This window comes from Variovorax sp. OV700 (assembly GCF_900099805.1).
Taxonomy (GTDB): domain Bacteria; phylum Pseudomonadota; class Gammaproteobacteria; order Burkholderiales; family Burkholderiaceae_C; genus Variovorax.
In genome coordinates this window covers 63,047-86,659 of record NZ_FNDR01000017.1, presented here as the reverse complement: position 1 = coordinate 86,659, position 23,613 = coordinate 63,047, and the positions used below count along the sequence as shown (strand labels likewise).

Genomic DNA, 23,613 nt, shown 5'->3' with positions numbered 1-23,613 from the left:
GCGGCTCAGCGCTCGGCGCGCAGCTCGAGGTGCACGGTCTCGACCGTTGCAATGACCACCGGCACCGGCATGGCGGCTTCGGCCAGCGCAGCCGCATCGGCCATCGTGCGCGCCAACGCCGCGGCCACCGGACTGAACGACCTGCGGTGATGCACGCAAGCACCGTGGCGCTGCAGCGCCTCCAGGTGCTCCGGCGTGCCGTAGCCCTTGTGGCCGGCAAAGCCGTAATGGGGAAACTCGACGTGGAGCTGCTCGCACAGGCGGTCGCGGTAGACCTTGGCCAGGATCGAAGCAGCGGAAATCGCCTTGATCCGGGCGTCGCCCTTGACGATGGCTTCAGCCAGCACGTCCAGAGTCGGCAGGCGGTTGCCATCGACCAGCACTTTGGCAGGCTTCAGCCGCAGACCCTCGACCGCGCGGCGCATCGCGAGCATCGTGGCCTGCAGAATGTTGTGGGTGTCGATTTCTTCCACACTCGCCTGCGCCACCGAACAGCACAGCGCCTTGGCCAGGATCTGGTCGTGCAGGCGTTCGCGTTGCTGCGCCGTGAGCGTCTTGGAATCGGCGAGGCCGCGGATCGGGCGCTGGTCGTCCAGGATGACGGCCGCCGCCACCACCGGCCCGGCCAGCGGTCCGCGGCCCGCCTCGTCCACGCCCGCAACAAGGCCCGGGGCGTCCCACACGAGGGCAGCCTGCTCAGCCTTCAAGAACTTTCTGGATCGCATCGGCGCAAAGTGTCGGCGTATCGCGCTGCAGTTGCACGTGCAGCTCTGAAAATTTTTGTTGCAGCGCCTGCGTCTTCTCGGGCGCATCGAGCCAGGCGAGCGTGGCATGGGCCAGCGCCTCCGGCGTGGCCGCGTCCTGCAGGAGCTCGGGCACCACGAACTCGCGCGACAGGATGTTGGGCAGGCCGACCCAAGGCTGGAGCTGCTTGCGCTGCATGAGGCGCCACGACAGCGCGTTCATGTTGTAGGCAATGACCATCGGCCGTTTGAACAGCGCCGCCTCGAGCGTGGCGGTTCCGCTGGCAATCAGCGTGACGTCGCAGGCGGCCAGCGCGGCATGCGACTGGCCGTTGAGCAAGGTCACGCGCCCGGCGATGCCGCTGGCCTTCAACAGGGCCTCGACCTCGACGCGCAGGCTCGGCAGGATGGGCGCAACGAACTGGAGCGCGGGCCTTGCCTTCAGCATCTGCGCGGCGGCGGCAAAGAACCGGGCGGCGAGGTAGCGCACTTCCGAACGGCGGCTGCCGGGCAGCAAGGCGACGACCTCCGCGTCGGGTGCGAGGCCCAGCGCAGCACGGGCCGCGCCACGATCAGGCGCCATGGGAATCACATTGGCCAGCGGATGGCCAACGTAGCTGCCCTGCACGCCATTTTCGGCCAGCAGCGCGGGCTCGAACGGGAAGATGCACAGCACGTGGTCGGCCGCGGCGCGTATCTTTTCAATGCGGTCAGGGCGCCAGGCCCAGATCGAGGGACAGACGAAATGCACCGTCTTCATGCCGCGGCCGCGCAATCCGGCCTCGAGATCGAGGTTGAAGTCGGGGGCGTCGACGCCGATGAAGAGCTCCGGCCATTCGCGCAGCAGCCGCGCCTTGAGCTGGCGGCGGATACCGGCAATCTCGGCATAGTGGCGCAGCACCTCGATGTAGCCGCGCACGGCCAGTTTTTCTTGCGGCCACCAGCTCTGCAGGCCGTGCGCAAGCATGCGCGGCCCGCCGATGCCCACCGTCTGGAGCGAGGGCCACCGCGCCTGCAGGCCATCGAGAAGAAGGCCCGCCAGCAGGTCGCCGGAAGCTTCGCCCGCGACCAGCGCGAACCGCCGCTGTTCGTCCTTGCCCATGCCGACAGTTACTTCAACGCGCGATGCCGCGCGTTGAATTGGCCAGGAAGCGCTCCATCAGCGCCACATCCTCGGCCGCCTCGGGCGTGTCGGCCGCCAAGGCGGTGATGCCGGCACGCGCTTCTTCGAGCGTCTTGCCCTGCCGGTACAGCAGGCGATGCATCTGCTTCACCGCGGCGAGCCGCGGTGCCGAAAAATCGCGGCGGCGCAGGCCGACGAGATTGAAGCCGCGCACCGCCAACGGATTGCCGTCGACCAGCATGAAGGGAGGCACGTCTTGCGACACAGCACTGGCAAAACCGACCATCGCATGGGCGCCGACCGAGACGAACTGGTGAATGCCGGTCAGCCCGCCGATGGTGACCCAGTCGGCCAGGTGCACGTGGCCGGCCAGCGTGGTGTTGTTGGCCAGCGTGGTGTGGTCATCGATGCGGCAGTCGTGCGCGATGTGCGTGTACGCCATGATCCAGTTGTCGTTGCCCACGCGCGTGATGCCGCCCGCCCCCGGAACGCCGAGATTGAAGGTGCAGAACTCGCGAATGACGTTACGGTCGCCGATGACGAGCTCGGTCGGCTCACCGGCGTATTTCTTGTCCTGCGGGACCGCGCCGAGCGACGAAAACTGGAAGATCCGGTTGTCGCGGCCGATGGTGGTGCGGCCCTCGATCACGCAGTGCGCGCCGATGCTCGTGCCGGCACCGATCCGCACGTGCGGACCGACGATGGTGTAGGGCCCCACCGAAACCGAGGCGTCGAGTTCTGCCTTCGGGTCGATGAGCGCTGTCGAATGAACCTGCGTCATGCCTTGTCGTAACCGCCGCAGGATCAGTTGATCTGGCGCATGGCGCACATCAGCGTGGCCTCGCAGGCCAGTTCGCTGCCCACCAGCGCGCGGCCCTTGAACTTCGAGATGCCGGCCTTCATGCGTTCGATCTCGACTTCGAGCGTGAGCTGGTCGCCGGGCTCCACGGGGCGCTTGAAGCGCGCGCCGTCGATGGCCGCAAAGTAGTAGACCGTGTTGTCGTCGGGCACGATGTCCAGCGAATGGAACGACAGCAGCGCCGCCGCCTGCGCCATGGCTTCGAGCATCAGCACGCCCGGCATGACCGGGCGATGAGGAAAGTGGCCGTTGAAGAACGGCTCGTTCATCGTCACATTCTTGAGCGCCGTGATGCGCTTGCCCTTTTCCATGCCCAGCACGCGATCCACCAGCAAGAACGGATAGCGGTGGGGCAGCAGCTTGAGGATTTGATGGATATCGAGCGTCGTCGTCATGATTTTCTGTTCCTGCATCGTCTTCACTTTTTCTGGGGGGCCTTTTCCAGCGCCTTGAGTCGTTCGCGCAGGCTGTGCAACTGCTTGAGCGTTGCAGCATTTTTTTCCCAGCTCGCATTGTCGTCGATGGGGAACATGCCGGTGTACTGGCCGGCCTTGTGGATCGAGCGTGTGACCACCGTCGCGGCCGAAACATGAACGCCGTCGGCCACGGTGAGATGTCCCAGCACGATGGCGCCGCCGCCAAAGGTGCAGTGCGCCCCAATGGTGGCACTGCCCGCCACGCCGACGCAGCCCGCCATGGCCGTGTGCTTGCCGACGCGCACGTTGTGGCCGATCTGGATCAGGTTGTCGAGCTTGACGCCATCTTCGATGACGGTGTCGTCGAGCGCGCCGCGGTCGATGCAGGTGTTGGCGCCGATCTCGACGTCGTTGCCGATGCGCACCGCCCCCAGCTGCTCGATCTTGACCCACGTGCCCTGGTGCGGCGCCAGGCCGAAGCCGTCGGCGCCGATCACCACGCCAGGATGCAGCAGGCAGCGCTCGCCGACCACGCAGTCTTCGCTGATCGTCACGCGCGACTTCAGGACCGTGCCGGCTCCGATGCGTGCGCCCCGCTCCACCACGCACAACGCGCCGATGCGAGCCGTCGCGTCCACAATGGCTTCAGGATGGATCACCGAGGAGGGATGGATGCGGTCGGCCTCGGGGCGCGCATGGTGCGCCTTCCACAACTGCGTGAGGCGTGCGAAATAAAGATAGGGATCAGGAGCGACGATGTACGCTCCGCGTGCCGCCGCGGCGTCGCGCATGGCGGGCGAAACGATCACGCAAGCGGCCTTGGAGGCCGCCAGTTCCTGCTGGTATTTGGGATGGCTCAGGAAGCTGAGCGCATCGGGCTGTGCATTCTGAAGCGGCGCTAGCCGTTCGATGGACAGCGCCGCGTCCCCGTGGAGCTCGCCCCCCAGGGCGCTGACAATGGCTCCGAGCTGCAGTGACACGCCGTTTTTCGCGGCGTTACTTGCCGCCCGTTGTCGAAGAAGGGGTCGAGGCGTTCAGCGCCTTGATCACCTTGTCCGTGATGTCGTGCTTCGGATTGATGTAGATCGCTTCCTGCAGGATGGCGTCGTACTTTTCAGCCTCGGCCACCTGCTTCACCACGCGGTTGGCACGCTCGTAGACCTGTTGGAGCTCTTCGTTCTTGCGCGCATTGAGATCCTCCTGGAACTCGCGGCGGCGGCGCTGGAAGTCGCGGTCCTGGTCGACCAACGCCCGCTGGCGCGAAGCACGCTGGCTCTCGGACAAGGTGGCCGCCTCGCGCTCGAACTTTTCGGAGGCCGTTTTCAGTGCCTCGCCCTGCGCCGTGACATCTTTCTCGCGCTTGAGGAACTCGGCCTCGAGCTTGGCTTGCGCGGCCTTGGCCGGCTGGGCTTCACGCAGCACGCGGTCCGGATTCACGAATCCGATGCGAAAGGTTTCCTGCGCCTGGGCCGCGGGCACGGCAACCAGTGCAAAAACAGGAATCAACAACGCGCCAGCCGCAGCGCGAATCAAATGCTTCATTTAGAAAGACGTTCCAATCTGGAATTGCAAGCGCTGGATTCTATCCTTCGGGATCACAACGAAGCCGGTATTCGGATCCAGCACTTCCTTTTGGGACTTGACGGGGAAGGCGTAGGCAAGGCGCAGCGGACCCAGCGGCGAGATCCAGCTGACCCCGACGCCTACCGAGGCGCGCAGCTTCTTCTGGGCCTTGTACTGCTCGTCGGTCAGGCCTTCGGCGCGCGAACCGAACACATTGCCGACGTCGAAGAAGCCGTAAAGACGAAGAGTGCGGTCGTTGCCGGCGCCGGGGAACGGCGTGCTGAGTTCGGCATTGAAGACCGCCTTCTTGGTACCGCCCAGTGCGGCGCCTTCGGTCTGGCCAAGCAGCGGTACGTCGCGCGGGCCCAGCGAGTTCTGCTCGAAGCCGCGGATAGAGCCCAGGCCACCAGCGTAGAAGTTCTTGAAGATCGGGTAGACCTTGCTGCCCAGCGGCTTGGCATAGCCAACGTCCGCGTTGATTGCGAAGGTGTATTGCTTGTTGATCGCGAAGAACTGTTGGTACTGGTAGTTCGTCTTGATGTACTGCATGTCGCCGCCAACGCCCAACTCGAGGTTGGCCCGCTGCAGGCGCCCGGTGGTTGGAACCAGCGCGCTGTCGCGGTTGTCGCGGCCCCAACCGACTGTGAGCGGCACGCCCCACACGCTCTTCTGGTCGCACTCGGTCACGAAGAGGCCGGTCGCATCCTTGGAGCACTGGAAATACCGAAGGTACGACGCTGGCGTGTAGAGACCCGAGAACGAGGTCGAGGTGTTCGGCTCGAACGCATAGCGCTCGAGGCCGGCGCCGAAGAAGACCGTGTCGATCTCGCTGAATGGCACGCCGAAGCGGATGGATGCGCCCTGGTTGACCAGCTTGTAGTCGCCGTCGATGTTGGTCGAGTACGGACGCGTGGTGGTGTGGTAGACGCTGATCGTGCGCGAGATGCCGTCCTTCGTGAAGTACGGATCCGTGGTGGTCACCGACAGCGTGCGGTTGTACTTGCTGGTGTTGACCTGCACGCCCAGGAAATTGCCCGAACCGAAAACATTCTCTTGCGAGATGCCGAAGGTGAGAGCCACCTTTTCGGCGCTGGAGTAGCCGGCACCGAGCTGAAGGCTGCCGGTGGGCTTTTCCGCCACGTTGACGACCAGGTCGACCTGGTCGGGCGAACCCGGAATCTCCTGGGTCTCGACGTTCACTTCGGTGAAGAAGCCAAGGCGGTCCACGCGGTCGCGCGAAAGCTTGATCTTGTCGCCGTCGTACCACGAGGCCTCGAACTGGCGGAACTCGCGCCGAATCACTTCGTCGCGCGTCTTGGCGTTGCCGCCCACGGCGACACGGCGCACGTAGACGCGGCGCGAAGGCTCGGCCTGCAGCGTCAAGGTGACGCGGTTGTTGACGCGGTCGATTTCGGGGCGTGCCTGCACGCGCGCAAACGCGTAGCCGAAGGTGCCGAAATAGTCGGTGAAGGCCTTGGTGGTTTCGGTGACCTGCTCGCCGTTGTAGGGTTCGCCGGGCTTGATGGTCACGAGCGACTTGAATTCCTCATCGCGACCGAGATAGTTGCCGTCGAGCTTGACCCCGGCCACCACGAATTTTTCGCCTTCGGTGATGTTGACGGTCACCGACAGATCCTGGCGGTCCGGCGAAATGGCAACCTGGGTCGAATCGATGCGGAATTCGAGATAGCCGCGCGTGATGTAGTACGAACGAAGCGTTTCCAGGTCGGCGTTGAGCTTGGAACGCGAGTACTGGTTGGACTTGGTGTACCAGCTCATGAAGCCGCCGCTGTCCTGGTCGAACAGGCTCAGCAGGGTCGATTCGCTGAATGCCTTGTTGCCGATCACGCGCACTTCGCGAATGCGGGCGGAGTCGCCCTCGGTCACGGTGAACGTAAGGTTCACCCGGTTGCGCTCGATGGGCGTGACCGTGGTCACGATCTGCGCGTTGTAGAGGTTCCGGCTCACGTACTGGCGCTTGAGCTCCTGCTCGGCGCGGTCGGCCAGTGCCTTGTCGTAAGGCCGGCCGTCAGCCAGGCCGACTTCGCGCAGCGCTTTCTGGAGCGCAGCCTTTTCGAATTCCTTGGCGCCGACGAAATCGACGTCGGCGATGGTGGGCCGCTCTTCGACGATCACCACCAGCACGTTGCCGTTGACGTCGATGCGCACGTCCTTGAACAAACCCAGGTCGAACAGCGCGCGAATGGCGGCGGAGCCGCGTTCGTCGCTGTAGGTGTCGCCGACACGCAGCGGCAGCGATGCGAAGATCGTGCCGGGCTCGACCCGTTGCAAGCCCTCGACGCGAATGTCGCGCACCGTGAAAGGCTCGACGGCCCAAGCTGCCGTGGCCGCCAACGCGCTGGCCACTACCGCGGCAACGCTACGCAGGCGAAAGCGACTGAAGTTTGTGTTCATCTGTGAATTGGGCCGGCGCGGAAAGGGCCGGCAGAAAGTTAACCAAAGAGCCGCGTGACGTCGTTGAATAGTGCGACCGACATCATGACCAGCAGCAAGGCGACTCCGCCGCGCTGCAGCCGTTCCATCCAGGCGTCAGAGACGCTCTTGCCGGTCAGGCCCTCCCAAAGATAATACATCAGGTGCCCCCCATCGAGGACCGGCAGCGGCATGAGATTCAGCACGCCAAGGCTCACGCTGATCAGCGCGAGGAACACCAGGTACTGGGTGAAGCCGAGGCTCGCTGACTTGCCCGCATAGTCGGCGATCGTGAGCGGCCCGCTCAAATTCTTGAGCGAAGCCTCGCCGATCACCATCTTGCCCATCATGCGGACGGTGAGGGCCGAGACCTCCCAGGTGCGCACGATGCCGCGCCAGACGCCGTCGATGGGCCCCTGCCGAACCGTGACCATCTCGGGTGGCGCACCGACATACGCACCGATACGGCCGACCTTCACGGCGCCCTCCTCGCGCAGTTCGGGCTTGACTTCAAGCTCGATCGACTGGTCGCCACGCCGGACTTGCCAGGTCTGCGCACGAGGCTGGTCGCCGTCGATCGACGTGCGGATCACTTCGCGCAATTGCTGTCCGTCGACGATGGCGGTGTTTCCCACGGCGCGAACCACGTCGCCGCTTCGAAGGCCCGCACGGTCTGCGGCGCTGCCGGCCATCACCTGGCCGATCTCGGGCCGGGTCAACGGGGCGACCACGCCGATCTTGCGAAACATCTGCGGGTCGGCGTCCTTGGCTTCGATGCGACTCAGGGACAGGACGATCTGCCGTGCAGCCTGCCCGCCCTCGCCCGCCACCTCGATCGTGAGGTCCCGGCCGTCAAGGGCGCCGCGCGTCATCCGCCAGCGCAGGTCTTCGAACGACTGCACCGGCTCCAGGTCGCCCTCGAAGCCGGCGCGCGTGACGTGCTCGCCGCCGCGCAAGCCCGCGGCCTCGGCCAGTGAGGCCGCGACGGGCCGGGCCAGCTTGGCGACGGGCTCGTCCACGCCGATCCAGTTGACGGCCGTGTAAAGCACCACTGCGAGCAACAGGTTGGCAATAGGCCCCGCGGCAACAATGGCGGCACGCGATCGCAGCGGCTGCGTGTTGAAGGCACGGTGGCGCTCTTCCGGCGCGACCGGCCCCTCGCGCTCATCCAGCATCTTGACGTAGCCGCCCAGAGGGAACGCACCAATGACGAATTCGGTTTCCTGGCCCGGATGCTGCCGCTTGGGCTGCCAGCGGTAGAGGGTCTTGCCGAAGCCGACCGAGAACCGCAGGACCTTGACGCCGCACGCCACCGCGACGCGGTAGTGGCCGTACTCGTGCACGGCAATGAGGATGCCGAGTGCAACCACGAAAGCTATGACGGTAAGCATCCGGATCCTCTGTTGACGGGGGTGTCAGGCCGCAAAGCGCAGTGCCGCGGCATTGGCGGCCGCCCGCGCACTGGCATCAAGCGCCAGCAGGTCGGCCAGCGATGCGGGCTTGGAGGGGGCAATGGCCTCCAAAGTTTCCATGTTGACCGCATGAATGCGGTCGAAGCGCAGGCGCCTGTCGAGAAAGGCCTCGACCGCGACTTCGTTGGCAGCATTGAGCACCGCCGTGGTCCCGGGTGCCGCGCGCAGCGCATGCCAGGCCAGGCCCAGGCCCGGAAAAAGCGCCGCATCGGGGGCATCGAAGCTCAGCGCCGCCATCTGGCGGAAGTCGAGGCGCCCCGCACCGCTTTCGATGCGCTCGGGCCACGCCAAGCCGACAGCGATGGGCACGCGCATGTCGGGGGTCCCGAGCTGGGCGATCACCGATGCATCGGTGAACTGCACCATCGAATGCACCACACTCTGGGGATGGATGACCACCTCGATCTGTTCGGGCAGCACACCGAACAGATGGCGCGCCTCGATCACCTCGAGCGCCTTGTTCATCATGGTGGCGGAATCGACAGAAATCTTGCGGCCCATGACCCAGTTCGGATGGGCGCAGGCCTGCTCGGGCGTGACCGAACCGAGAGTCTCGGGCGCGCGCGTGCGAAATGGGCCGCCCGACGCGGTCAGGATGATCTTGTCGATACGGCGCGACCAGGTCGAAGGATCTTCCGGCAGCGACTGGAAGATGGCCGAGTGTTCGCTGTCGATGGGCAGCAGCGTGGCGCCGCCCTCGCGCACGGTGCGCATGAACAGCTCGCCGCCGACCACCAGCGCTTCCTTGTTGGCCAGCAGCAGGCGCTTGCCGGCGCGCGCCGCGGCCAGGCAGGGGCCGAGGCCTGCGGCCCCCACGATGGCGGCCATGACCGCATCGACTTCTTCGTGCGATGCTATCTTTTCAATAGCGTCGATGCCGTTCAATACTCGCGTAGGAAGATCATTTTGACTCAGCTTTTCTGCCAGCTGCGCCGCATGCGCCGGGCTGGCCATGACCGCGAACCGGGGCGAAAACCGTGCGCACTGCGCCAGCAGCTCGTCGACCTTGGTCGAGGCGGACAGCGCGAAGACCTCGAAGCGGTCGGGATGGCGCGAAATGACATCGAGCGTGCTGACCCCGACCGAACCGGTCGAACCCAGCACCGTGATGCGTTGTTTGGGTGTGTTCACAAGGAAGCCAGCATCATTGCAATGGGAAGTACCGGCAAGAGGGCATCCACGCGGTCGAGCACGCCGCCGTGGCCCGGCAGCAGGCGGCTGCTGTCCTTGGCGCCGGCACTGCGCTTGATCAGCGATTCGACCAGGTCGCCGACGACGCTCATCGCCGCGAGAAACACCACGCCCACGAGCAACAGCCACCAACCGCGATCATGCAGCCGGGTATAGAGGCTTGCCACCGTGGCGCCCGCGGCCTTGTCGGCCCAGACCCAGGCGAAGGCCAGCAACACCACGCCGGCCATGCCGCCCCACACGCCTTCCCAGCTCTTGCCGGGGCTGATGGCGGGCGCGAGCTTGCCGCGCGTGAACTTGAGACCGAATGCGCGACCCGCGAAATACGCGAAAACGTCCGCCACCCATACCAGCACGAGAATCGAGAGCAGGAAGTTGATGCCGACCACGCGGGCCTGCACCGCCGCGAGCCATGCCACCCACAGCGCCAGCAAGCCGCCCACCAGGCGCAAGCCACGCGGAATGCGAGGCCAACCCGGAACCGCCACCCGCAGCAGCGCGGCCCCGCCAAGCACCCAGGCGGCGCTAGCCAGCAGCCACATGAGCATCAGCGGCTGCGCAAGCAGCCCGAGCCACCACGAAAGCGCGCACAGCGCGACTGTTTCGAGGCCGAGGAACACCGACAGCCGCTGTCCGTATCCGTTGAGGCGGCCCCACTCCCATGCCGCGGCGCCGATCAGTACCAGCATGACGCAGGCAAAGGGAACGTGGGACGGATAGAAGAGTGCCGGCAGCAGGATCGCCAGCAGGACGATGGCCGTGAGGATGCGTTGTTTGAGCATGCGGCTGAGGAGTCGGGCCGAGAAGGCCCTCAGGCCATCTGGCGATCTGACGTGGAATCGCTGCTGGCCGTGACCTGCGCGGAAGTTTTGCCGAACCGGCGCTCGCGGGCCTGGAACGCGGCAATTCCCGCGTCTAGCTCAGCCTCGTCGAACTCGGGCCAGAGTTTGTTGCTGAAGAAAAGCTCCGAGTAGGCGCTCTGCCAGAGCAGGAAGTTGGACAGCCGCTGTTCGCCGCCGGTGCGGATGAGCAGGTCGGGGTCGGGCACGTGCGCCAGTGCCATGGCGCGGTCGAGATTGGCCTCGGTGAGGGCCTCGCCCTGCTCCACCAGCTTGGCGGCGGCGCGGGCAATGTCCCACCGGCCGCCGTAGTTGAAGCAGACGTTGAGGATCAGCTTGGTGTTCGGCGCCGTGGCTTCCTCGGCGTTGACCAGGCCCTGCACCATTTTCTTGGAGAGCCCGGCCCGCTCGCCGACGAAGTGCAGCCGCACGCCGTCGCGGCTGAGCTTGGGCACCTCGCGCGCGAGCGCACCGACCATGATTTCCATCAGGCCCGAGACCTCTTCAGCTGGACGGTTCCAGTTTTCCGACGAGAACGCGAAGACCGTGAGAATGCCCACGCCGCGGTCGACGCAGGCCTTGACGCAGCGCCGCAGCGACTCGACGCCCTGCTTGTGTCCCGCCACGCGGGGCAGGAACCGCCGCGTGGCCCAGCGTCCGTTGCCATCCATGACGATGGCAATGTGGCGGGGAATCTGCGGCAAGGAGGGGGCCATGCGCAGCCTCAAACGGCCATGATCTCCGCTTCCTTGGCCGCGACCAGACGATCGATTTCCGCAATGTGGCGGTCGGTGACCTTCTGGATCTCGGCTTCGGCACGCTTCTGGTCGTCTTCGGAGGCGAGCTTTTCCTTGACCAGCTTCTTGACGGCTTCGTTCGCGTCGCGGCGCAGGTTGCGCGTGGCGATCTTGGCGGTTTCGCCTTCGTTGCGGACCAGCTTGGTCATTTCCTTGCGGCGCTCTTCGCTCATGGCGGGCAGCGGCACGCGGATCAGGTCGCCCATCGAGGCCGGGTTCAGGCCCAGGTCGCTTTCGCGAATGGCTTTCTCGATCTTGGCGCCCATGCCCTTTTCCCAGGGCTGGACGCTGATGGTGCGCGAGTCGAGCACCGACACGTTGGCCACCTGGCTGAGCGGGACTTGCGAGCCGTAATAATCGACATGGATCGAGTCGAGCAGCGCGGAGTTGGCGCGGCCGGTACGGATCTTGGTCAGGTTGTTCTGGAACGCAGCGAGCGACTGGTTCATCTTCGCATCGGTCGTGCTGCGAATTTCTGCAATGGTGGGGGTCGTCATCTCAATTTACTCCTCAGGCATGCACCAGCGTGCCTTCGTCCTCGCCCATGACGACACGCTTGAGCGCGCCGTTCTTGAAGATCGAGAACACCTTGATCGGCAGCTTCTGGTCGCGGCACAGCGCGAAAGCCGTGGCGTCCATGATGCCGAGATTCTTCGCGATCGCCTCATCGAAAGTAAGCGACGTATAGCGCGTTGCATTGGGGTTGGTCTTCGGATCGGCGGAATACACGCCGTCGACCTTGGTGGCCTTGAGCACCAGCTCGGCACCGATCTCTGCGCCGCGCAGCGCGGCGGCCGTGTCGGTGGTGAAGAACGGATTGCCGGTGCCCGCCGCAAACACCACGACCTTGCCCTCTTCGAGATACTGCAATGCCTTGGGCCGCACATAAGGCTCGACCACCTGCTCGATGGCGATGGCGGACATGACGCGCGCCACCAGCCCTTGCTTGTTCATGGCGTCGGCCAGTGCCAACGAATTCATGACCGTGGCCAGCATGCCCATGTAGTCGGCCGTGGCGCGGTCCATGCCGACGGAGCCTCCCGCGACGCCGCGGAAGATGTTGCCGCCGCCGATCACGACCGCAAGCTCCACACCCATGTTCACCACCTCGGCCACCTCTTCGACCATGCGAACGATGGTGGCGCGATTAATACCAAAGGCATCGTCTCCCATTAACGCCTCGCCCGACAGCTTCAACAAGATTCGCTTGTGGGCTGGGCGGGCATCAGACATGGGCAATTTCCTTACTTGGGGTTGGCGGGGCGAGTGTAGAACGAGGCGGTGAAAAAGCGGCGGCACACACACGTGCGCCGTCGCTTTGGGGCGTAACAGTTTTTACGCGGCGGCCTTGGCGGCAGCAACCTGGGCTGCAACTTCGGCTGCGAAGTCGTCGACCTTCTTTTCAATGCCTTCGCCGACCACATACAGGGTGAAGCCCTTGATGCTGGTGTCGGCGGCCTTGAGCATTTGCTCGACGGTCTGCTTGTCGTTCTTCACGAACGGCTGGTTGTGCAGCGAGACTTCCTTGAGGTACTTCTGCACGCCGCCTTCGATGCGCTTGGCAACGATGTCTGCAGGCTGCGGCTTCTTGCCCTCAGCTTCGGCCGTCTTGCGGTCTTCCTCGGCCTTGCCGGCGGCAACAGCACGTTCTTTTTCGATCAGGTCAGCAGGCACGTCGGCGGCCGAGATGGCAACCGGCTTCATGGCGGCGATGTGCATCGCAACGTCCTTGGCCGAGGTGTCGTCGCCTTCGAACTCGACCATCACGCCGATGCGCGTGCCGTGCAGGTACGAAGCCAGCTTGCCGCTGCCGCCAAAGCGCTTGAAGCGGCGGAAGCTCATGTTCTCGCCGATCTTGCCGATGAGGCCCTTGCGCACGTCTTCGAGCGTGGGGCCGAAGCCGTCTTGCTCGTAGGGCAGCGCACCCAGCGCGGCGATGTCCGCGGGATTGTGCTTGGCGACCAGCATCGCGGCAGCGTTGGCCAGGGCCAGGAAGCTGTCGTTCTTGGTGACGAAGTCGGTTTCGCAGTTGATCTCGATCATGCCGCCGGCAGCGCCGTCGACGAAAGCCGTGACCACGCCTTCGGCCGTGATGCGGCCCGATGCCTTGCCAGCCTTGTTGCCGAGCTTGATGCGCAGCAGCTCTTCGGCCTTTTCCATGTTGCCGTCGGCCTCGGTCAGGGCCTTCTTGCATTCCATCATCGGCGCGTCGGTCTTTGCGCGCAGTTCGCCGACCATGCTTGCGGTGATTGCAGCCATTGTTGTATCTCCGTAAATCCAAAAATCAGGTTAAAAAAAAGGGGCACCAAAGCCCCTTCTTCAGGCTCGCGAGAGCACCAATCAGGCCGAAGCGCCTTCTTCGACTTCGACGAATTCGTCGCTGCTGCCTTCGGCGACGGCCTTGACCACGTCACCACCGGCGCTGTTGCGGCCTTCGATGATCGCGTCGGCGATGCCGCGTGCGTACAGCGTGACGGCCTTCGACGAGTCGTCGTTGCCGGGGATCACGTAGTCGATGCCTTCGGGCGAGTGGTTGGAGTCCACCACGCCGATCAGCGGAATGCCGAGCTTCTTGGCTTCTGCCACGGCGATCTTGTGGAAGCCCACGTCGATCACGAAGATTGCGTCCGGCAGCGCAGCCATGTCCTGGATGCCGCCGATATCCTTCTCGAGCTTCGCGATTTCGCGCGAGAACGTGAGCTGCTCTTTCTTGCTCAGGCTGTCGAGACCGGCTTCTTGCTGGGCCTTCATGTCCTTCAGACGCTTGATCGAGGTCTTGACGGTCTTGAAGTTGGTCAGCATGCCGCCGAGCCAGCGGGTGTCCACGAACGGCACGCCGGCGCGGCGGGCTTCGGCAGCCACGATTTCACGGGCCTGGCGCTTGGTGCCGACCATGAGGATCGTGCCGCGGTTGGCGGTGAGCTGCTTGGCGTACTTCATCGCATCCTGGAACATCGGAAGCGACTTTTCCAGGTTGATGATGTGAATCTTGTTGCGATGGCCGAAGATGAACGGGGCCATCTTGGGGTTCCAGAAGCGGGTTTGGTGACCAAAGTGGACACCGGCTTCCAGCATTTCGCGCATGGTGGTAGACATTGAAATTACTCCAAAGGTTGGGTCTAAAATCCAGCCCGTTTTGCGCCTCCTTCGAATGGAGTCGCAACACCTTGATTGGGCCGGTTTGCGGATGTGTCTGGCTGTGTGTGGCGGTAGCCGTCACGCGGTCAGCGAAACCCAAAGAGTATAGCACGGCCCTCCTTGACTTTTCTCCTTGCCCCACCCCGCAACCAAGCCGTCCGCGCCCCTCGCAACCGCCCATGAACGACCTTCACGCCACCCGTCTGAATCTGTTGGCAGGTGGCACCGATGCGCGCACCGAATTGGAGCATGCCATCGGCATCGCCCAGTCTCCGGCCTGCGGCCACGTCTTCACCCGCACGCTGTTCGACGAAGCCCGCCAGCAGGTCGGACTGTCGGCGCCGCAAAGCAGGCTCGCGGGGCTCGCCTTCACCGCCAAGGACCTCTTCGATATCGAGGGTCAGCCAACCCCCGCCGGCTCCGTCGTGCTTTCGCATGCCCCGGCAGCCAAGGCCGACGCAGTGGCGGTCGCGCGGCTGCGCGCCGCGGGCGGCGTGCTGACCGGCCGCACCAACATGACCGAGTTCGCTTTTTCGGGTGTGGGAGTCAACCCGCACCATGGCACGCCGGTCAACGTGAGCGACGCCGCCACGCCGCGCATTCCAGGGGGCTCGTCGTCCGGAGCCGCCATCTCGGTCGCGACCGGGGCGGCTTTCATCGGGCTCGGTTCGGACACGGGCGGCTCGATCCGCATTCCGGCGGCACTGAACGGCATCGTGGGATTCAAGAGCACCGCCCGCCTCGTGCCGGCCGATGGCGCGCTGCCGCTGTCGACCACGCTCGACACGGTCTGCACCATGACGCGCTCGGTCCGGGACGCCATCGCCGCGCACGAGATCCTCGCAGCCCGCCGTGTGACCGCCGGCGCCGCCTCCCTGGGGGCCTACCGGCTCGCCGTGGTGAAGAACGTATTCTTCGACGACATCGAGCCCGCGGTGGCCAGCGCCTTCGAGGACGCACTGCAAACGCTGCGCAGTAGCGGTGCCCAGGTCGAGGAAATCGAGCTGCCGGAACTGGCCGAGTTGCAGGCAATCAACGGCACGGGCGGGTTTTCGGCGGCCGAGTCCTATGCCTGGCACCGGCTGCTGCTGGAGCGCAGCGGCGCCGGCTACGACCCGCGCGTCGCTCAACGCATCGTCCGGGGCGCCGGCATGAAGGCGCACGAATACATCGACCTCGTGAATGCCCGGCGCGCATGGATTGCCCGCGTCGAAGCGGCGCTGTCGTCTTTCGACGCCGTGCTGTCGCCCACCGTGCCGATCACCGCGCCCCCCATCGCCAGCGTGGCGCCGGGCGCCGAGCGCGACGAGGAATTCTTTCGCGTCAACGCACTGCTGCTGCGCAACCCGTCGATCGTCAACATGCTCGACGGCTGCGCCATCTCGCTGCCCTGCCATGCGGCCGGCGAACTGCCGGTCGGCCTGATGCTGTGGCACGCCGCGCTGCACGATGACGCCGTTCTCGCAATTGCCCTGCAAACAGAACACGCACTGCGAAGACAATAGCTTCACGCCCATCGAAGGGCGTCAGCCATCTCTTCTTACTCAAAAATTCAATGAAAATCGCGATCGTGGGCGCCGGCATCATCGGCGTCACCACCGCCTGGGAACTGGTTTCGGATGGGCATGAAGTCTCCGTGTTCGAGCGCCGCGGCGCGGCTGCCGAGGAAGCCAGTTTTGCGAATGCAGGCGTGGTCGCACCGGGTTATGTGACGCCATGGGCCGCGCCCGGCATGCGGGGCAAGGTGCTGCGCTCGCTGCTCTCTCCGCACGGCGCCATCAAGCTGCGCTGGCCGCTGAGTACGCGCGATCTGGGCTGGATGTCGCGTTGGCAGAAGGCGTGCAAGCTCGAAACCTACCTCGCCAACCGCGCCCGAATGCAACGCCTGGCGTTCTACAGCCGCACCCGTCTGCACGAGGTGACCGAGGCACGCGAGCTGAGCTACGAGCGCAGCGATGGCTACCTCGTGCTGCTGCGCTCCAAGCGCGAAAAGAAACTGGTCCAGCCCGGGCTCGAGGTGCTGCGCGCGGCCGGCAGTGTCTTCAAGGAAGTCGACGCCGACGAAGCCCGGCGCATCGAACCCGCGCTCAACGCCGATACGGCACTCGCGGGCGCCATTCACCTGCCTGAAGACGAGGTGGCCAACTGCCGCCAGTTCGCGCAGCTGCTCAAGTGGGAGTGCGAGGCGCTCGGTGCCCAGTTCCATTTCAATTGCGACATTGCACCCCTGAGCCGTTCAGACCCCGCCTCCATCTCGCTTGCCAGCGGTTCACCGCCGCTGCGCTTCGATGCGGTGGTGGTGTGCGCCGGGCTTGCCTCGGCCCAGTTGCTGCGGCCGCTCGGACTCAAGATTCCGCTTGCGCCCGTGTATGGCCACTCCATCAGCGCACCGATTCGCGAATCGCTCAACGCTCCCCGCAGCGCCGTGATGGACGAGCGCTACAAGATCGCCATCTCGCGCCTGGGCCAGCGCGTGCGTGTGGCGGGCAGCGCCGAGATTGGCGGTTCGCTGAGCACGCTGAATGCATCCGCGGTGCAAACGCTCTACAAGGTGCTCCACGACTGGTTCCCCGGCGCCGTCACGCTGCAGTCGGGCGTACAGCAATGGAAGGGTGCACGGCCGATGCTGCCCGACGGCCCCCCGGTGCTCGGTGCCAGCGGCGTGCCGGGCGTGTGGCTCAACCTGGGCCACGGCTCCAGCGGCTGGGCTTTGTCGTGCGGCAGCGCACGCGTAGTGGCCGACCTGGTCGGTGGCCGCGATGCCGGTGTCGACCTCGAAGGCCTTGGCGTCGAGCGGCTCGGCCTCTAGGGTTCCAGGCGCCGGGGCGCCGTTTATTCAAGCGCTTCATTCATCGGTCGCCGAGCGGCAAAATGGCCCGATGCAACGCATCACGTCCGCCACCGCCGCCGATCTGTTCGACATTGCGGCGACGCGGCGCATCGAGCACGCAGCCGCGGCCACCCTGCCCTCCCACACGCTGATGCAGCGCGCGGGCCTGGCCTTGGCGCGGCTGGCAATGGCGCTCGCGCCGCACGCGCGCACGATCTGGATCGCCTGCGGGCCAGGCAATAACGGCGGCGACGGCTTCGAGGCCGCGGCGCAGTTGCAGCACCGGGGCTTCCAGCCGGTCGTGACGTTCGTGGGCAATGAAAACCGCCTGCCGCCCGATGCCAAGGCTTCGCTGCAACGCGCGCGGGACGCGGGGGTGATCTTTGCGCCGCAGCCGCCCGCCGCCTGTGAACTGGCCATCGATGCGCTGCTCGGCATCGGGTCGACTCGGCCGCCCGACGGCGTCATGGCCGAGTGGCTGCGACAGATGCATGCAGGCGGGCAACCGGTGCTCAGCGTCGATTTGCCTTCCGGTTTGAATGCCGACACGGGGGTCTGGCATGCCACCCATTCAGCGGCCGTCACTTCGGCTTGCGTGACCTTCCTGACCTTGAAGCCAGGACTCTTCACGGCCCAAGGCCGCGACGCGGCGGGCACAGTCTGGTTCGACGACCTGGGTTGCAGCAGCAAGGCCGAGCCGCCCGTTGCACGCCTTGCAGGCGCACCAACGAACCGGCCGCGCAGCCACGCATCGCACAAGGGCAGCTATGGCGACGTTGCAGTGATCGGCGGCGCACCTGGCATGGCGGGCGCCGCACTGCTCGCTGGATCGGCCGCGCTGCATGCGGGTGCCGGACGCGTGTTTGTCGGACTGCTCGACCCGAGCGCAGCCCCCGTCGACCTGGCACAACCCGAGCTGATGCTGCGAGACGCCAACGCGCTCGATCTTTCGGGCATGACAGCAGTCTGCGGATGCGGCGGCGGCACAGCCGTGCGCGCGGTGCTGCCGCGTGTGCTGGCGACCGCGGCTGCACTGGTGCTCGACGCCGATGCGTTGAACGCGATTGCCGCCGACAGCGGGTTGCAAACGCAACTGGCGTCGCGCGCCCGGCGCGGAAAGCCCACCGTGATCACCCCGCACCCGCTTGAAGCCGCACGCCTTCTGAACTGCTCGGCCGCCGACATTCAGGCAGACAGGCTCGCAGCAGTCCGCCAACTGGCGTCCCGCTACGGCGTGGTTGCCGTGCTCAAGGGCTCAGGAACGGTGATTGCAGATGGCAGCGGTGCGCCGCCGGTCCTCAACCCGACCGGCAACGCGCGCCTCGCAACCGCCGGAACCGGCGACGTGCTGGCGGGAATGATCGGCGCCGCGCTGGCGATGCAAAAACCGGCCCTCGAGGCAGCACGCGAAGCTGTCTGGCACCACGGCCACATCGCCGATAGGTGGCCGGCCAACGCGCCGCCGCTGACAGCGGGCGCCTTGGCGCGCCAGGCGCCCTGAGGCTCTGCTCTAGCCGCGCCCGACGAAGGGCATCTTCGTCGCCATGACGGTGTGAAACAGCACGTTGGCTTCCAGCGGCAGGTTCGCCATGTAGAGCACCGACTGGCCCACGATCTTGACGTCCATCAGCGGCTCGATGGCGAGTTCGCCGCTGGCTTGCGGCACGCCCTTGGCCATGCGCGCCGCCAGTTCGGTCATGGCATTGCCCACGTCGATCTGGCCCACGGCGATGTCGTACTTGCGCCCGTCGAGCGAAGCGGTCTTGGTCAGGCCCTCCACACCGTGCTTGGTCGCCGTGTAAGCCGCCGAATTCGGCCGCGGTGCCGTGGCCGAGATGGACCCGTTGTTGATGATTCGGCCGCCGCGCGGGGTTTGTGCCTTCATCGTGCGGAATGCCTGCTGAATGCAGAAGAACATACCGGTCAGGTTGATGTCGACCACGCCGCGCCATTGGTCCGCCGTCCAGTCTTCGAACGGCCCGGGGGGGTTGCCCACGCCGGCGTTGTTGAACAGCAGGTCGACGCGGCCGAAGCGCTCGACGGCAGCCGCAAATAGCGCCTGCACCGAATCAGGATTGGCCACGTCGGTCGGCACCGCAAACGCTCGCGCGCCGGCGCCCGACTCTTCCGCCACCTGCTCCAGCGGCTCCAGGCGGCGACCCGCCAGGGTCACGTTCCATCCGTCGGCCAGCAATGCCATCGCCGCAGCGCGTCCGATGCCCGTGCCGGCACCCGTGACGATCGCGATGCGGCCCTTGTTGTTTTCCACGCTCATGTTCAGTGTCTCCTTCTCGGTGTGTCTGTCGGGGATAGGTGCAATGCGTTGCTCGTCATGCACGGCGAGGCTTGCGCCCCTTCATCTTGTTGGCGGCCTTCTTGACCGCCGACTTGAAGGCCTGCATGGCCGACTGGGGGCCCACCGCAACGGCGCTTGCGCCGCGTTCGCTGCGCGGCTCGGGAACGGCTTCGGCCTTGTGTTCCGCCTTGTGGCGCGAGCTGCGCTTGGCCGATGCCTTGACCGGCACGCCGCCCGCGCCCACGCCCTTGTCCTTCATGGCACGCGCGGTGAGTTCTTCGCCTTCGCGCACCAGGCGGAAATCGATCTTGCGCCCGTCCAGGTCGACACGGCTCACCTGCACCCGCACGCGCGTACCGATGGCATAGCGAATGCCGGTGCGCTCGCCGCGCAGTTCCTGGCGCATTTCGTCGAACTTGAAATATTCGCCACCGAGTTCGGTGATGTGAACCAGGCCTTCGACATACATGGCGTCGAGCGTAACGAAGATGCCGAAGGTCGTGGCCGCAGTGACCACGCCGCCGTATTCCTCGCCCAGATGCTCGCGCATGTACTTGCACTTGAGCCATGCCTCGACGTCGCGGCTGGCCTCGTCGGCGCGGCGTTCGTTGGCGCTGCAATGCAGGCCGGCGGCTTCCCAGGCCAGCACTTCCTTGGTCGGCGCGACGGTGGCTTTCTGCGGCTTGGTGGTCGGCGCCTTGACACGCGAAGCCAGCCGCTTGGCCAGCTTGGCATGCGCCTCGCCCGGCGTCGGTAGCATCGGCAGCTGATAGCGCGTCTTGCCGAGAATTGCCTTGATCACGCGATGCACCAGCAGGTCCGGATAACGCCGGATCGGGCTCGTGAAGTGCGTGTAGGCCTCGTAAGCCAGGCCGAAGTGGCCACTGTTGATCGGCGTGTAGATGGCCTGCTGCATCGAGCGAAGCAGCATGGTGTGGATCTGCTGCGCGTCGGGCCGCTCCTTGGTGGCTTCGGCAATCGCCTGGAACTCGCCGGGCCGCGGGTCGTCGGTAATGCTCAATCCCACGCCCATGGCTTTCAGGTAGCCGCGCAAGATTTCCTTCTTCTCGGGCGTCGGGCCTTCGTGCACACGGAACAGGCCCGGGTGCTTGCCTTCAGCGATGAAGTCGGCGCTGCACACGTTGGCCGCGAGCATGGCTTCTTCAATGAGGCGGTGCGCCTCATTGCGCGTGCGCGGCACGATCTTCTCGATGCGGCCCGCGTCGTCGCAAATGATCTGCGTCTCGGTGGTTTCGAAGTCGACCGCACCCCGCTTGCCGCGCTGCTTGAGCAGCGCCTTGTAGACATCGGCCAGGTTCAGCAGGTCCTTCACGCGGTCCTTGCGCTTGGCCGCCTCGGGGCCGCGCGTGTTGCCAAGAATGGCCGCCACCTCGGTGTAGGTGAAGCGCGCGTGGCTGAACATCACCGCCGGATAGAACTGGTAGGCGTAGATTTCGCCGTCGGCGGCCACGAGCATGTCGCACACCATGCACAGGCGCTCGACCTCGGGGTTCAGCGAGCACAACCCGTTCGAAAGCTTTTCCGGCAGCATCGGAATAACGCGGCGCGGGAAGTAGACACTGGTGGCGCGGTCGTACGCGTCGATATCGATCGCCGAGCCGGTCTGCACATAGGCGCTGACGTCGGCAATGGCAACCAGCAGGCGCCACCCCTTGCCGCGGCCAACCTTTGCGGGCTCGCAGTACACGGCGTCGTCGAAGTCGCGCGCGTCCTCGCCGTCGATGGTGACCAGCGGCACGTCGGTCAGGTCGATGCGGCCCTTCTTGTCCGCAGGGCGAACCTTCTCGGGCAAGGCCTTGGCCTCGGCCAGGCATTCGGCGGAGAACTCATGCGGCACGCCGTATTTGCGCACGGCGATCTCGATCTCCATGCCGGGGTCGTCGATCTCGCCCAGCACTTCCTTCACGCGGCCCACGGGCTGGCCGAACAAGGCCGGCGGCTCGGTGAGTTGCACGACCACGACCTGCCCCACCTTCGCGGGGCCGGTCGCGCCCTTGGGAATCAGTACGTCCTGTCCGTAGCGCTTGTCTTCGGGGGCGACGAGCCAGATGCCGCCTTCATGCAACAGGCGGCCGATGATCGGCTGCTCGGGGCGTTCGACGATTTCAACCACCCGTCCTTCGGGACGCCCGCGCCGGTCTTGCCGCACCACGCGCGCCTTGACGCGGTCTTTGTGCAGCACCGCGCGCATCTCGTTCGGGGGCAGATAGATGTCGGCTTCGCCGTCGTCGCGCTGCACGAAACCGTGTCCATCGCGATGCCCTTGAACAGTTCCTTCAAATTCATCCAGCAGACCGCTGGAATGGCCATTATTTTTGATATGATTCTCTCTTTCCTGAAATTCAAAACATAACTGCTTCGGCAGCTATGTGGGCCCAGATGGCGGAATTGGTAGACGCACTAGTTTCAGGTACTAGCGAGTAACATCGTGGAGGTTCGAGTCCTCTTCTGGGCACCACCCCTACCAAGCTGAAACCCCTGTGAATCATCGATTCACAGGGGTTTTTTCTTTGCCCTGGGAACATGATCGAGGGATGCTCTCCCTCGCAAAAGCCGGTCGTGGCCAAACGAGGCCGGACCGACAGCAAGCCGCCGCGTTCGCACACACCTTCGCGGTCCCGGGTCGAGACCTCTTGCGGGATTGTTTCGGGCGGCACGGATTCGAACAGATGCAACGGGCTTCGTCTTCTCATGAAATGCTGCGGCAGCCGCTCAGGGAGAGCGGCTTTCTCGCCATTCTGACGCAGTACATCGACGAATGATCGCGCACAGTCTCAAGAAGCGGGGCAACCAATCAATACGCCGTGTTGCCAGTAAAGGTGAACCGCAAACCTAACCCGATGGGTGCGGCGCCGAAGATCATCATGGTTGGATCCGAGGCGGGCTGTGAAGCCAACATGCACCTTACCACGCGACGCGCTCTGGCAATCTCCACGTTCATGGCCATTTTTCAAAGCATCAAACTGTGGGCGTCGCGCATCAAGCGCGACGCCGTCACACTCTGGTTTGCCTATCGACACCCCGGCACGCCCTGGTTTGCCAAGGCGCTTGCCGCCTTTGTCGTCGCCTACGCGCTGAGCCCGATCGATCTCATACCTGATTTCATTCCGGTCCTCGGCTACGTCGACGATGCCCTGCTGCTGCCTGCCCTCATCTGGCTGAACATCCGGCTCATTCCGGCTGCCGTGCTCGATGAATGCCGCGCGCAAGCCGACAAATGGATGAAAGAACAAGGCAGCAAGCCCCGAAGCATCGCCGGCGCAGTGATCATTGTTGGCATCTGGGTTGGCGTGAGCGTTGCTCTCTGGGCGTGGTTCAACAGGCACGGCTAAGTCCACTCGGCAAGCTGGACAGGCTTTGAAATTACTGTACATTTATACAGTCTTTTCACAAAGGATAACCGCCATGTCCAAGCCTGAAGAAACCCCTTTTCCACGCAACCATGCCTTGGTACAAGCCTTGGCTTGGATCTCGAAATTCGCCCACGCATGGAAGGCGATCGAACCCGCGCCTCATCGGCTCAGCATCGATGGATTCATCATTTGGGGACCCGCGCTTTATGAAAAGCACGGCAAGGATGACCCGGTGGCACTTGCCGCACGGCTGTACGGCAAGTCGGGCGAGTACTCCAAATACCTCTATCCAGCGCACGAGCCGGACGCTGGCGAAGCGCTACCCTTCTAGCGATCGTTGGGGGCGGCACCCAGGTGCCTGAGCACGTGTTTGCAAATGGCAAAGTCGTGGCAAAAGTCACGCTCCTCCATTCAAAATGCTTCAAAAAGTAACCTCATAACGACGAAAAATGTTACCTTTGGTTTGATCATTCAAACTTAAGGAGCCCATCGTGGTCGCAGCATTTACTTTGATAGCCGGCATGTTTCTTGGAGCGTTG

22 protein-coding genes and 1 tRNA gene are annotated in these 23,613 nt (G+C 64.9%); 6 read left to right on the top strand and 17 right to left on the bottom strand.

Annotated elements, in window-relative coordinates:
* Positions 1-5 precede the first annotated feature (5 nt).
* From rnhB to rpsB, 15 genes are all read right to left on the bottom strand, one after another.
* A complete protein-coding gene (rnhB, locus tag BLR24_RS28010) occupies positions 6-725 on the bottom strand; it encodes a ribonuclease HII (protein ID WP_093023629.1) in 720 nt (239 codons plus the stop codon).
* Positions 697-1,845 carry a lipid-A-disaccharide synthase gene (gene lpxB, locus BLR24_RS28005; protein ID WP_093023571.1) on the bottom strand — a complete coding sequence of 383 codons (1,149 nt, stop codon included), beginning with the start codon at positions 1,843-1,845 and terminating at the stop codon, positions 697-699. The genes rnhB and lpxB overlap by 29 nt, the downstream gene beginning before the upstream one ends.
* 13 nt (positions 1,846-1,858) lie before the next feature.
* A complete protein-coding gene (lpxA, locus tag BLR24_RS28000; RefSeq protein ID WP_093023569.1) occupies positions 1,859-2,647 on the bottom strand; it encodes an acyl-ACP--UDP-N-acetylglucosamine O-acyltransferase in 789 nt (262 codons plus the stop codon).
* A 23-nt stretch (positions 2,648-2,670) separates the two neighbouring features.
* Positions 2,671-3,120 (bottom strand): 3-hydroxyacyl-ACP dehydratase FabZ, encoded by a 450-nt coding sequence (gene fabZ / locus BLR24_RS27995; protein ID WP_055797294.1) that lies wholly within the window; start codon positions 3,118-3,120, stop codon positions 2,671-2,673.
* A gap of 23 nt (positions 3,121-3,143) precedes the next feature.
* On the bottom strand, positions 3,144-4,121 hold the full coding sequence (gene lpxD, locus BLR24_RS27990) for a UDP-3-O-(3-hydroxymyristoyl)glucosamine N-acyltransferase (RefSeq protein ID WP_093023567.1): 978 nt from the start codon (positions 4,119-4,121) through the stop codon (positions 3,144-3,146).
* 16 nt (positions 4,122-4,137) lie between these two features.
* Positions 4,138-4,683 (bottom strand): OmpH/Skp family outer membrane protein, encoded by a 546-nt coding sequence (locus BLR24_RS27985; RefSeq protein ID WP_093023565.1) that lies wholly within the window; start codon positions 4,681-4,683, stop codon positions 4,138-4,140.
* Positions 4,684-7,119 carry an outer membrane protein assembly factor BamA gene (gene bamA / locus BLR24_RS27980; RefSeq protein ID WP_093023563.1) on the bottom strand — a complete coding sequence of 812 codons (2,436 nt, stop codon included), beginning with the start codon at positions 7,117-7,119 and terminating at the stop codon, positions 4,684-4,686.
* 38 nt (positions 7,120-7,157) lie between these two features.
* Positions 7,158-8,528, bottom strand: coding sequence for an RIP metalloprotease RseP (gene rseP, locus BLR24_RS27975; protein ID WP_093023561.1), 1,371 nt, complete (start codon positions 8,526-8,528; stop codon positions 7,158-7,160).
* Between the two features lie 24 nt (positions 8,529-8,552).
* Positions 8,553-9,740 (bottom strand): 1-deoxy-D-xylulose-5-phosphate reductoisomerase, encoded by a 1,188-nt coding sequence (gene ispC / locus BLR24_RS27970; protein WP_093023559.1) that lies wholly within the window; start codon positions 9,738-9,740, stop codon positions 8,553-8,555.
* Complete coding sequence (locus tag BLR24_RS27965) at positions 9,737-10,582, bottom strand: phosphatidate cytidylyltransferase (RefSeq protein ID WP_093023557.1); 846 nt, start codon at positions 10,580-10,582, stop codon at positions 9,737-9,739. Before BLR24_RS27965 ends, ispC begins: the two co-directional genes overlap by 4 nt.
* A 29-nt stretch (positions 10,583-10,611) precedes the next feature.
* Positions 10,612-11,355 (bottom strand): polyprenyl diphosphate synthase, encoded by a 744-nt coding sequence (gene uppS / locus BLR24_RS27960; protein WP_093023555.1) that lies wholly within the window; start codon positions 11,353-11,355, stop codon positions 10,612-10,614.
* An 8-nt stretch (positions 11,356-11,363) separates the two neighbouring features.
* Positions 11,364-11,933, bottom strand: coding sequence for a ribosome recycling factor (gene frr / locus BLR24_RS27955; protein ID WP_093023553.1), 570 nt, complete (start codon positions 11,931-11,933; stop codon positions 11,364-11,366).
* A 13-nt stretch (positions 11,934-11,946) separates the two neighbouring features.
* The gene (gene pyrH, locus BLR24_RS27950; protein ID WP_093023551.1) at positions 11,947-12,669 is read right to left on the bottom strand and encodes a UMP kinase; all 723 of its coding nucleotides are present in this window, start codon (positions 12,667-12,669) and stop codon (positions 11,947-11,949) included.
* A gap of 102 nt (positions 12,670-12,771) precedes the next feature.
* Complete coding sequence (gene tsf / locus BLR24_RS27945) at positions 12,772-13,695, bottom strand: translation elongation factor Ts (RefSeq protein WP_093023549.1); 924 nt, start codon at positions 13,693-13,695, stop codon at positions 12,772-12,774.
* A gap of 81 nt (positions 13,696-13,776) precedes the next feature.
* Complete coding sequence (gene rpsB, locus BLR24_RS27940; protein ID WP_093023547.1) at positions 13,777-14,532, bottom strand: 30S ribosomal protein S2; 756 nt, start codon at positions 14,530-14,532, stop codon at positions 13,777-13,779.
* Positions 14,533-14,753: 221 nt separating this feature from the next.
* Between rpsB and BLR24_RS27935 the strand changes: the two genes are divergently transcribed.
* The 3 genes from BLR24_RS27935 (at position 14,754) to BLR24_RS27925 (ending at position 18,905) form a co-directional block, all read left to right on the top strand.
* A complete protein-coding gene (locus BLR24_RS27935) occupies positions 14,754-16,079 on the top strand; it encodes an amidase (RefSeq protein WP_093023545.1) in 1,326 nt (441 codons plus the stop codon).
* A 50-nt stretch (positions 16,080-16,129) separates the two neighbouring features.
* Positions 16,130-17,383, top strand: coding sequence for a D-amino acid dehydrogenase (locus BLR24_RS27930; RefSeq protein ID WP_093023543.1), 1,254 nt, complete (start codon positions 16,130-16,132; stop codon positions 17,381-17,383).
* A gap of 70 nt (positions 17,384-17,453) precedes the next feature.
* Complete coding sequence (locus tag BLR24_RS27925) at positions 17,454-18,905, top strand: NAD(P)H-hydrate dehydratase (protein ID WP_093023541.1); 1,452 nt, start codon at positions 17,454-17,456, stop codon at positions 18,903-18,905.
* Between the two features lie 9 nt (positions 18,906-18,914).
* On the opposite strand, the gene BLR24_RS27920 is transcribed toward BLR24_RS27925, so the two are convergent.
* Together BLR24_RS27920 and rnr are read right to left on the bottom strand one after the other, a co-directional pair.
* A complete protein-coding gene (locus BLR24_RS27920; protein WP_093023539.1) occupies positions 18,915-19,679 on the bottom strand; it encodes an SDR family oxidoreductase in 765 nt (254 codons plus the stop codon).
* A gap of 55 nt (positions 19,680-19,734) precedes the next feature.
* Positions 19,735-22,014, bottom strand: a complete 2,280-nt coding sequence (gene rnr, locus BLR24_RS27915; RefSeq protein ID WP_254787635.1) for a ribonuclease R — start codon at positions 22,012-22,014, stop codon at positions 19,735-19,737.
* Positions 22,015-22,094: 80 nt separating this feature from the next.
* Here rnr and BLR24_RS27910 point away from each other — a divergent pair.
* The 3 genes from BLR24_RS27910 (at position 22,095) to BLR24_RS27895 (ending at position 23,405) form a co-directional block, all read left to right on the top strand.
* A tRNA-Leu gene (locus BLR24_RS27910) sits at positions 22,095-22,179 on the top strand.
* Between the two features lie 481 nt (positions 22,180-22,660).
* Positions 22,661-23,053: a YkvA family protein gene (locus BLR24_RS27900; RefSeq protein ID WP_093023627.1), complete on the top strand. Its 393-nt coding sequence runs from the start codon at positions 22,661-22,663 to the stop codon at positions 23,051-23,053.
* Between the two features lie 73 nt (positions 23,054-23,126).
* The gene (locus tag BLR24_RS27895) at positions 23,127-23,405 is read left to right on the top strand and encodes a hypothetical protein (protein WP_093023533.1); all 279 of its coding nucleotides are present in this window, start codon (positions 23,127-23,129) and stop codon (positions 23,403-23,405) included.
* The last annotated feature ends 208 nt before the right edge of the window (positions 23,406-23,613 follow it).

Bases quoted from the DNA above. Each gene is read 5' to 3' on its own strand.
- rnhB (WP_093023629.1), bottom strand. From the start codon at position 725: ATGCGATCCAGAAAGTTCTTGAAGGCTGAGCAGGCTGCCCTCGTGTGG.
- lpxB (WP_093023571.1), bottom strand. From the start codon at position 1,845: ATGGGCAAGGACGAACAGCGGCGGTTCGCGCTGGTCGCGGGCGAAGCT.
- lpxA (WP_093023569.1), bottom strand. From the start codon at position 2,647: ATGACGCAGGTTCATTCGACAGCGCTCATCGACCCGAAGGCAGAACTC.
- fabZ (WP_055797294.1), bottom strand. From the start codon at position 3,120: ATGACGACGACGCTCGATATCCATCAAATCCTCAAGCTGCTGCCCCAC.
- BLR24_RS27985 (WP_093023565.1), bottom strand. From the start codon at position 4,683: ATGAAGCATTTGATTCGCGCTGCGGCTGGCGCGTTGTTGATTCCTGTT.
- bamA (WP_093023563.1), bottom strand. From the start codon at position 7,119: ATGAACACAAACTTCAGTCGCTTTCGCCTGCGTAGCGTTGCCGCGGTA.
- rseP (WP_093023561.1), bottom strand. From the start codon at position 8,528: ATGCTTACCGTCATAGCTTTCGTGGTTGCACTCGGCATCCTCATTGCC.
- BLR24_RS27965 (WP_093023557.1), bottom strand. From the start codon at position 10,582: ATGCTCAAACAACGCATCCTCACGGCCATCGTCCTGCTGGCGATCCTG.
- uppS (WP_093023555.1), bottom strand. From the start codon at position 11,355: ATGGCCCCCTCCTTGCCGCAGATTCCCCGCCACATTGCCATCGTCATG.
- frr (WP_093023553.1), bottom strand. From the start codon at position 11,933: ATGACGACCCCCACCATTGCAGAAATTCGCAGCACGACCGATGCGAAG.
- pyrH (WP_093023551.1), bottom strand. From the start codon at position 12,669: ATGTCTGATGCCCGCCCAGCCCACAAGCGAATCTTGTTGAAGCTGTCG.
- tsf (WP_093023549.1), bottom strand. From the start codon at position 13,695: ATGGCTGCAATCACCGCAAGCATGGTCGGCGAACTGCGCGCAAAGACC.
- rpsB (WP_093023547.1), bottom strand. From the start codon at position 14,532: ATGTCTACCACCATGCGCGAAATGCTGGAAGCCGGTGTCCACTTTGGT.
- BLR24_RS27935 (WP_093023545.1), top strand. From the start codon at position 14,754: ATGAACGACCTTCACGCCACCCGTCTGAATCTGTTGGCAGGTGGCACC.
- BLR24_RS27930 (WP_093023543.1), top strand. From the start codon at position 16,130: ATGAAAATCGCGATCGTGGGCGCCGGCATCATCGGCGTCACCACCGCC.
- BLR24_RS27925 (WP_093023541.1), top strand. From the start codon at position 17,454: ATGCAACGCATCACGTCCGCCACCGCCGCCGATCTGTTCGACATTGCG.
- BLR24_RS27920 (WP_093023539.1), bottom strand. From the start codon at position 19,679: ATGAGCGTGGAAAACAACAAGGGCCGCATCGCGATCGTCACGGGTGCC.
- BLR24_RS27900 (WP_093023627.1), top strand. From the start codon at position 22,661: ATGGCCATTTTTCAAAGCATCAAACTGTGGGCGTCGCGCATCAAGCGC.
- BLR24_RS27895 (WP_093023533.1), top strand. From the start codon at position 23,127: ATGTCCAAGCCTGAAGAAACCCCTTTTCCACGCAACCATGCCTTGGTA.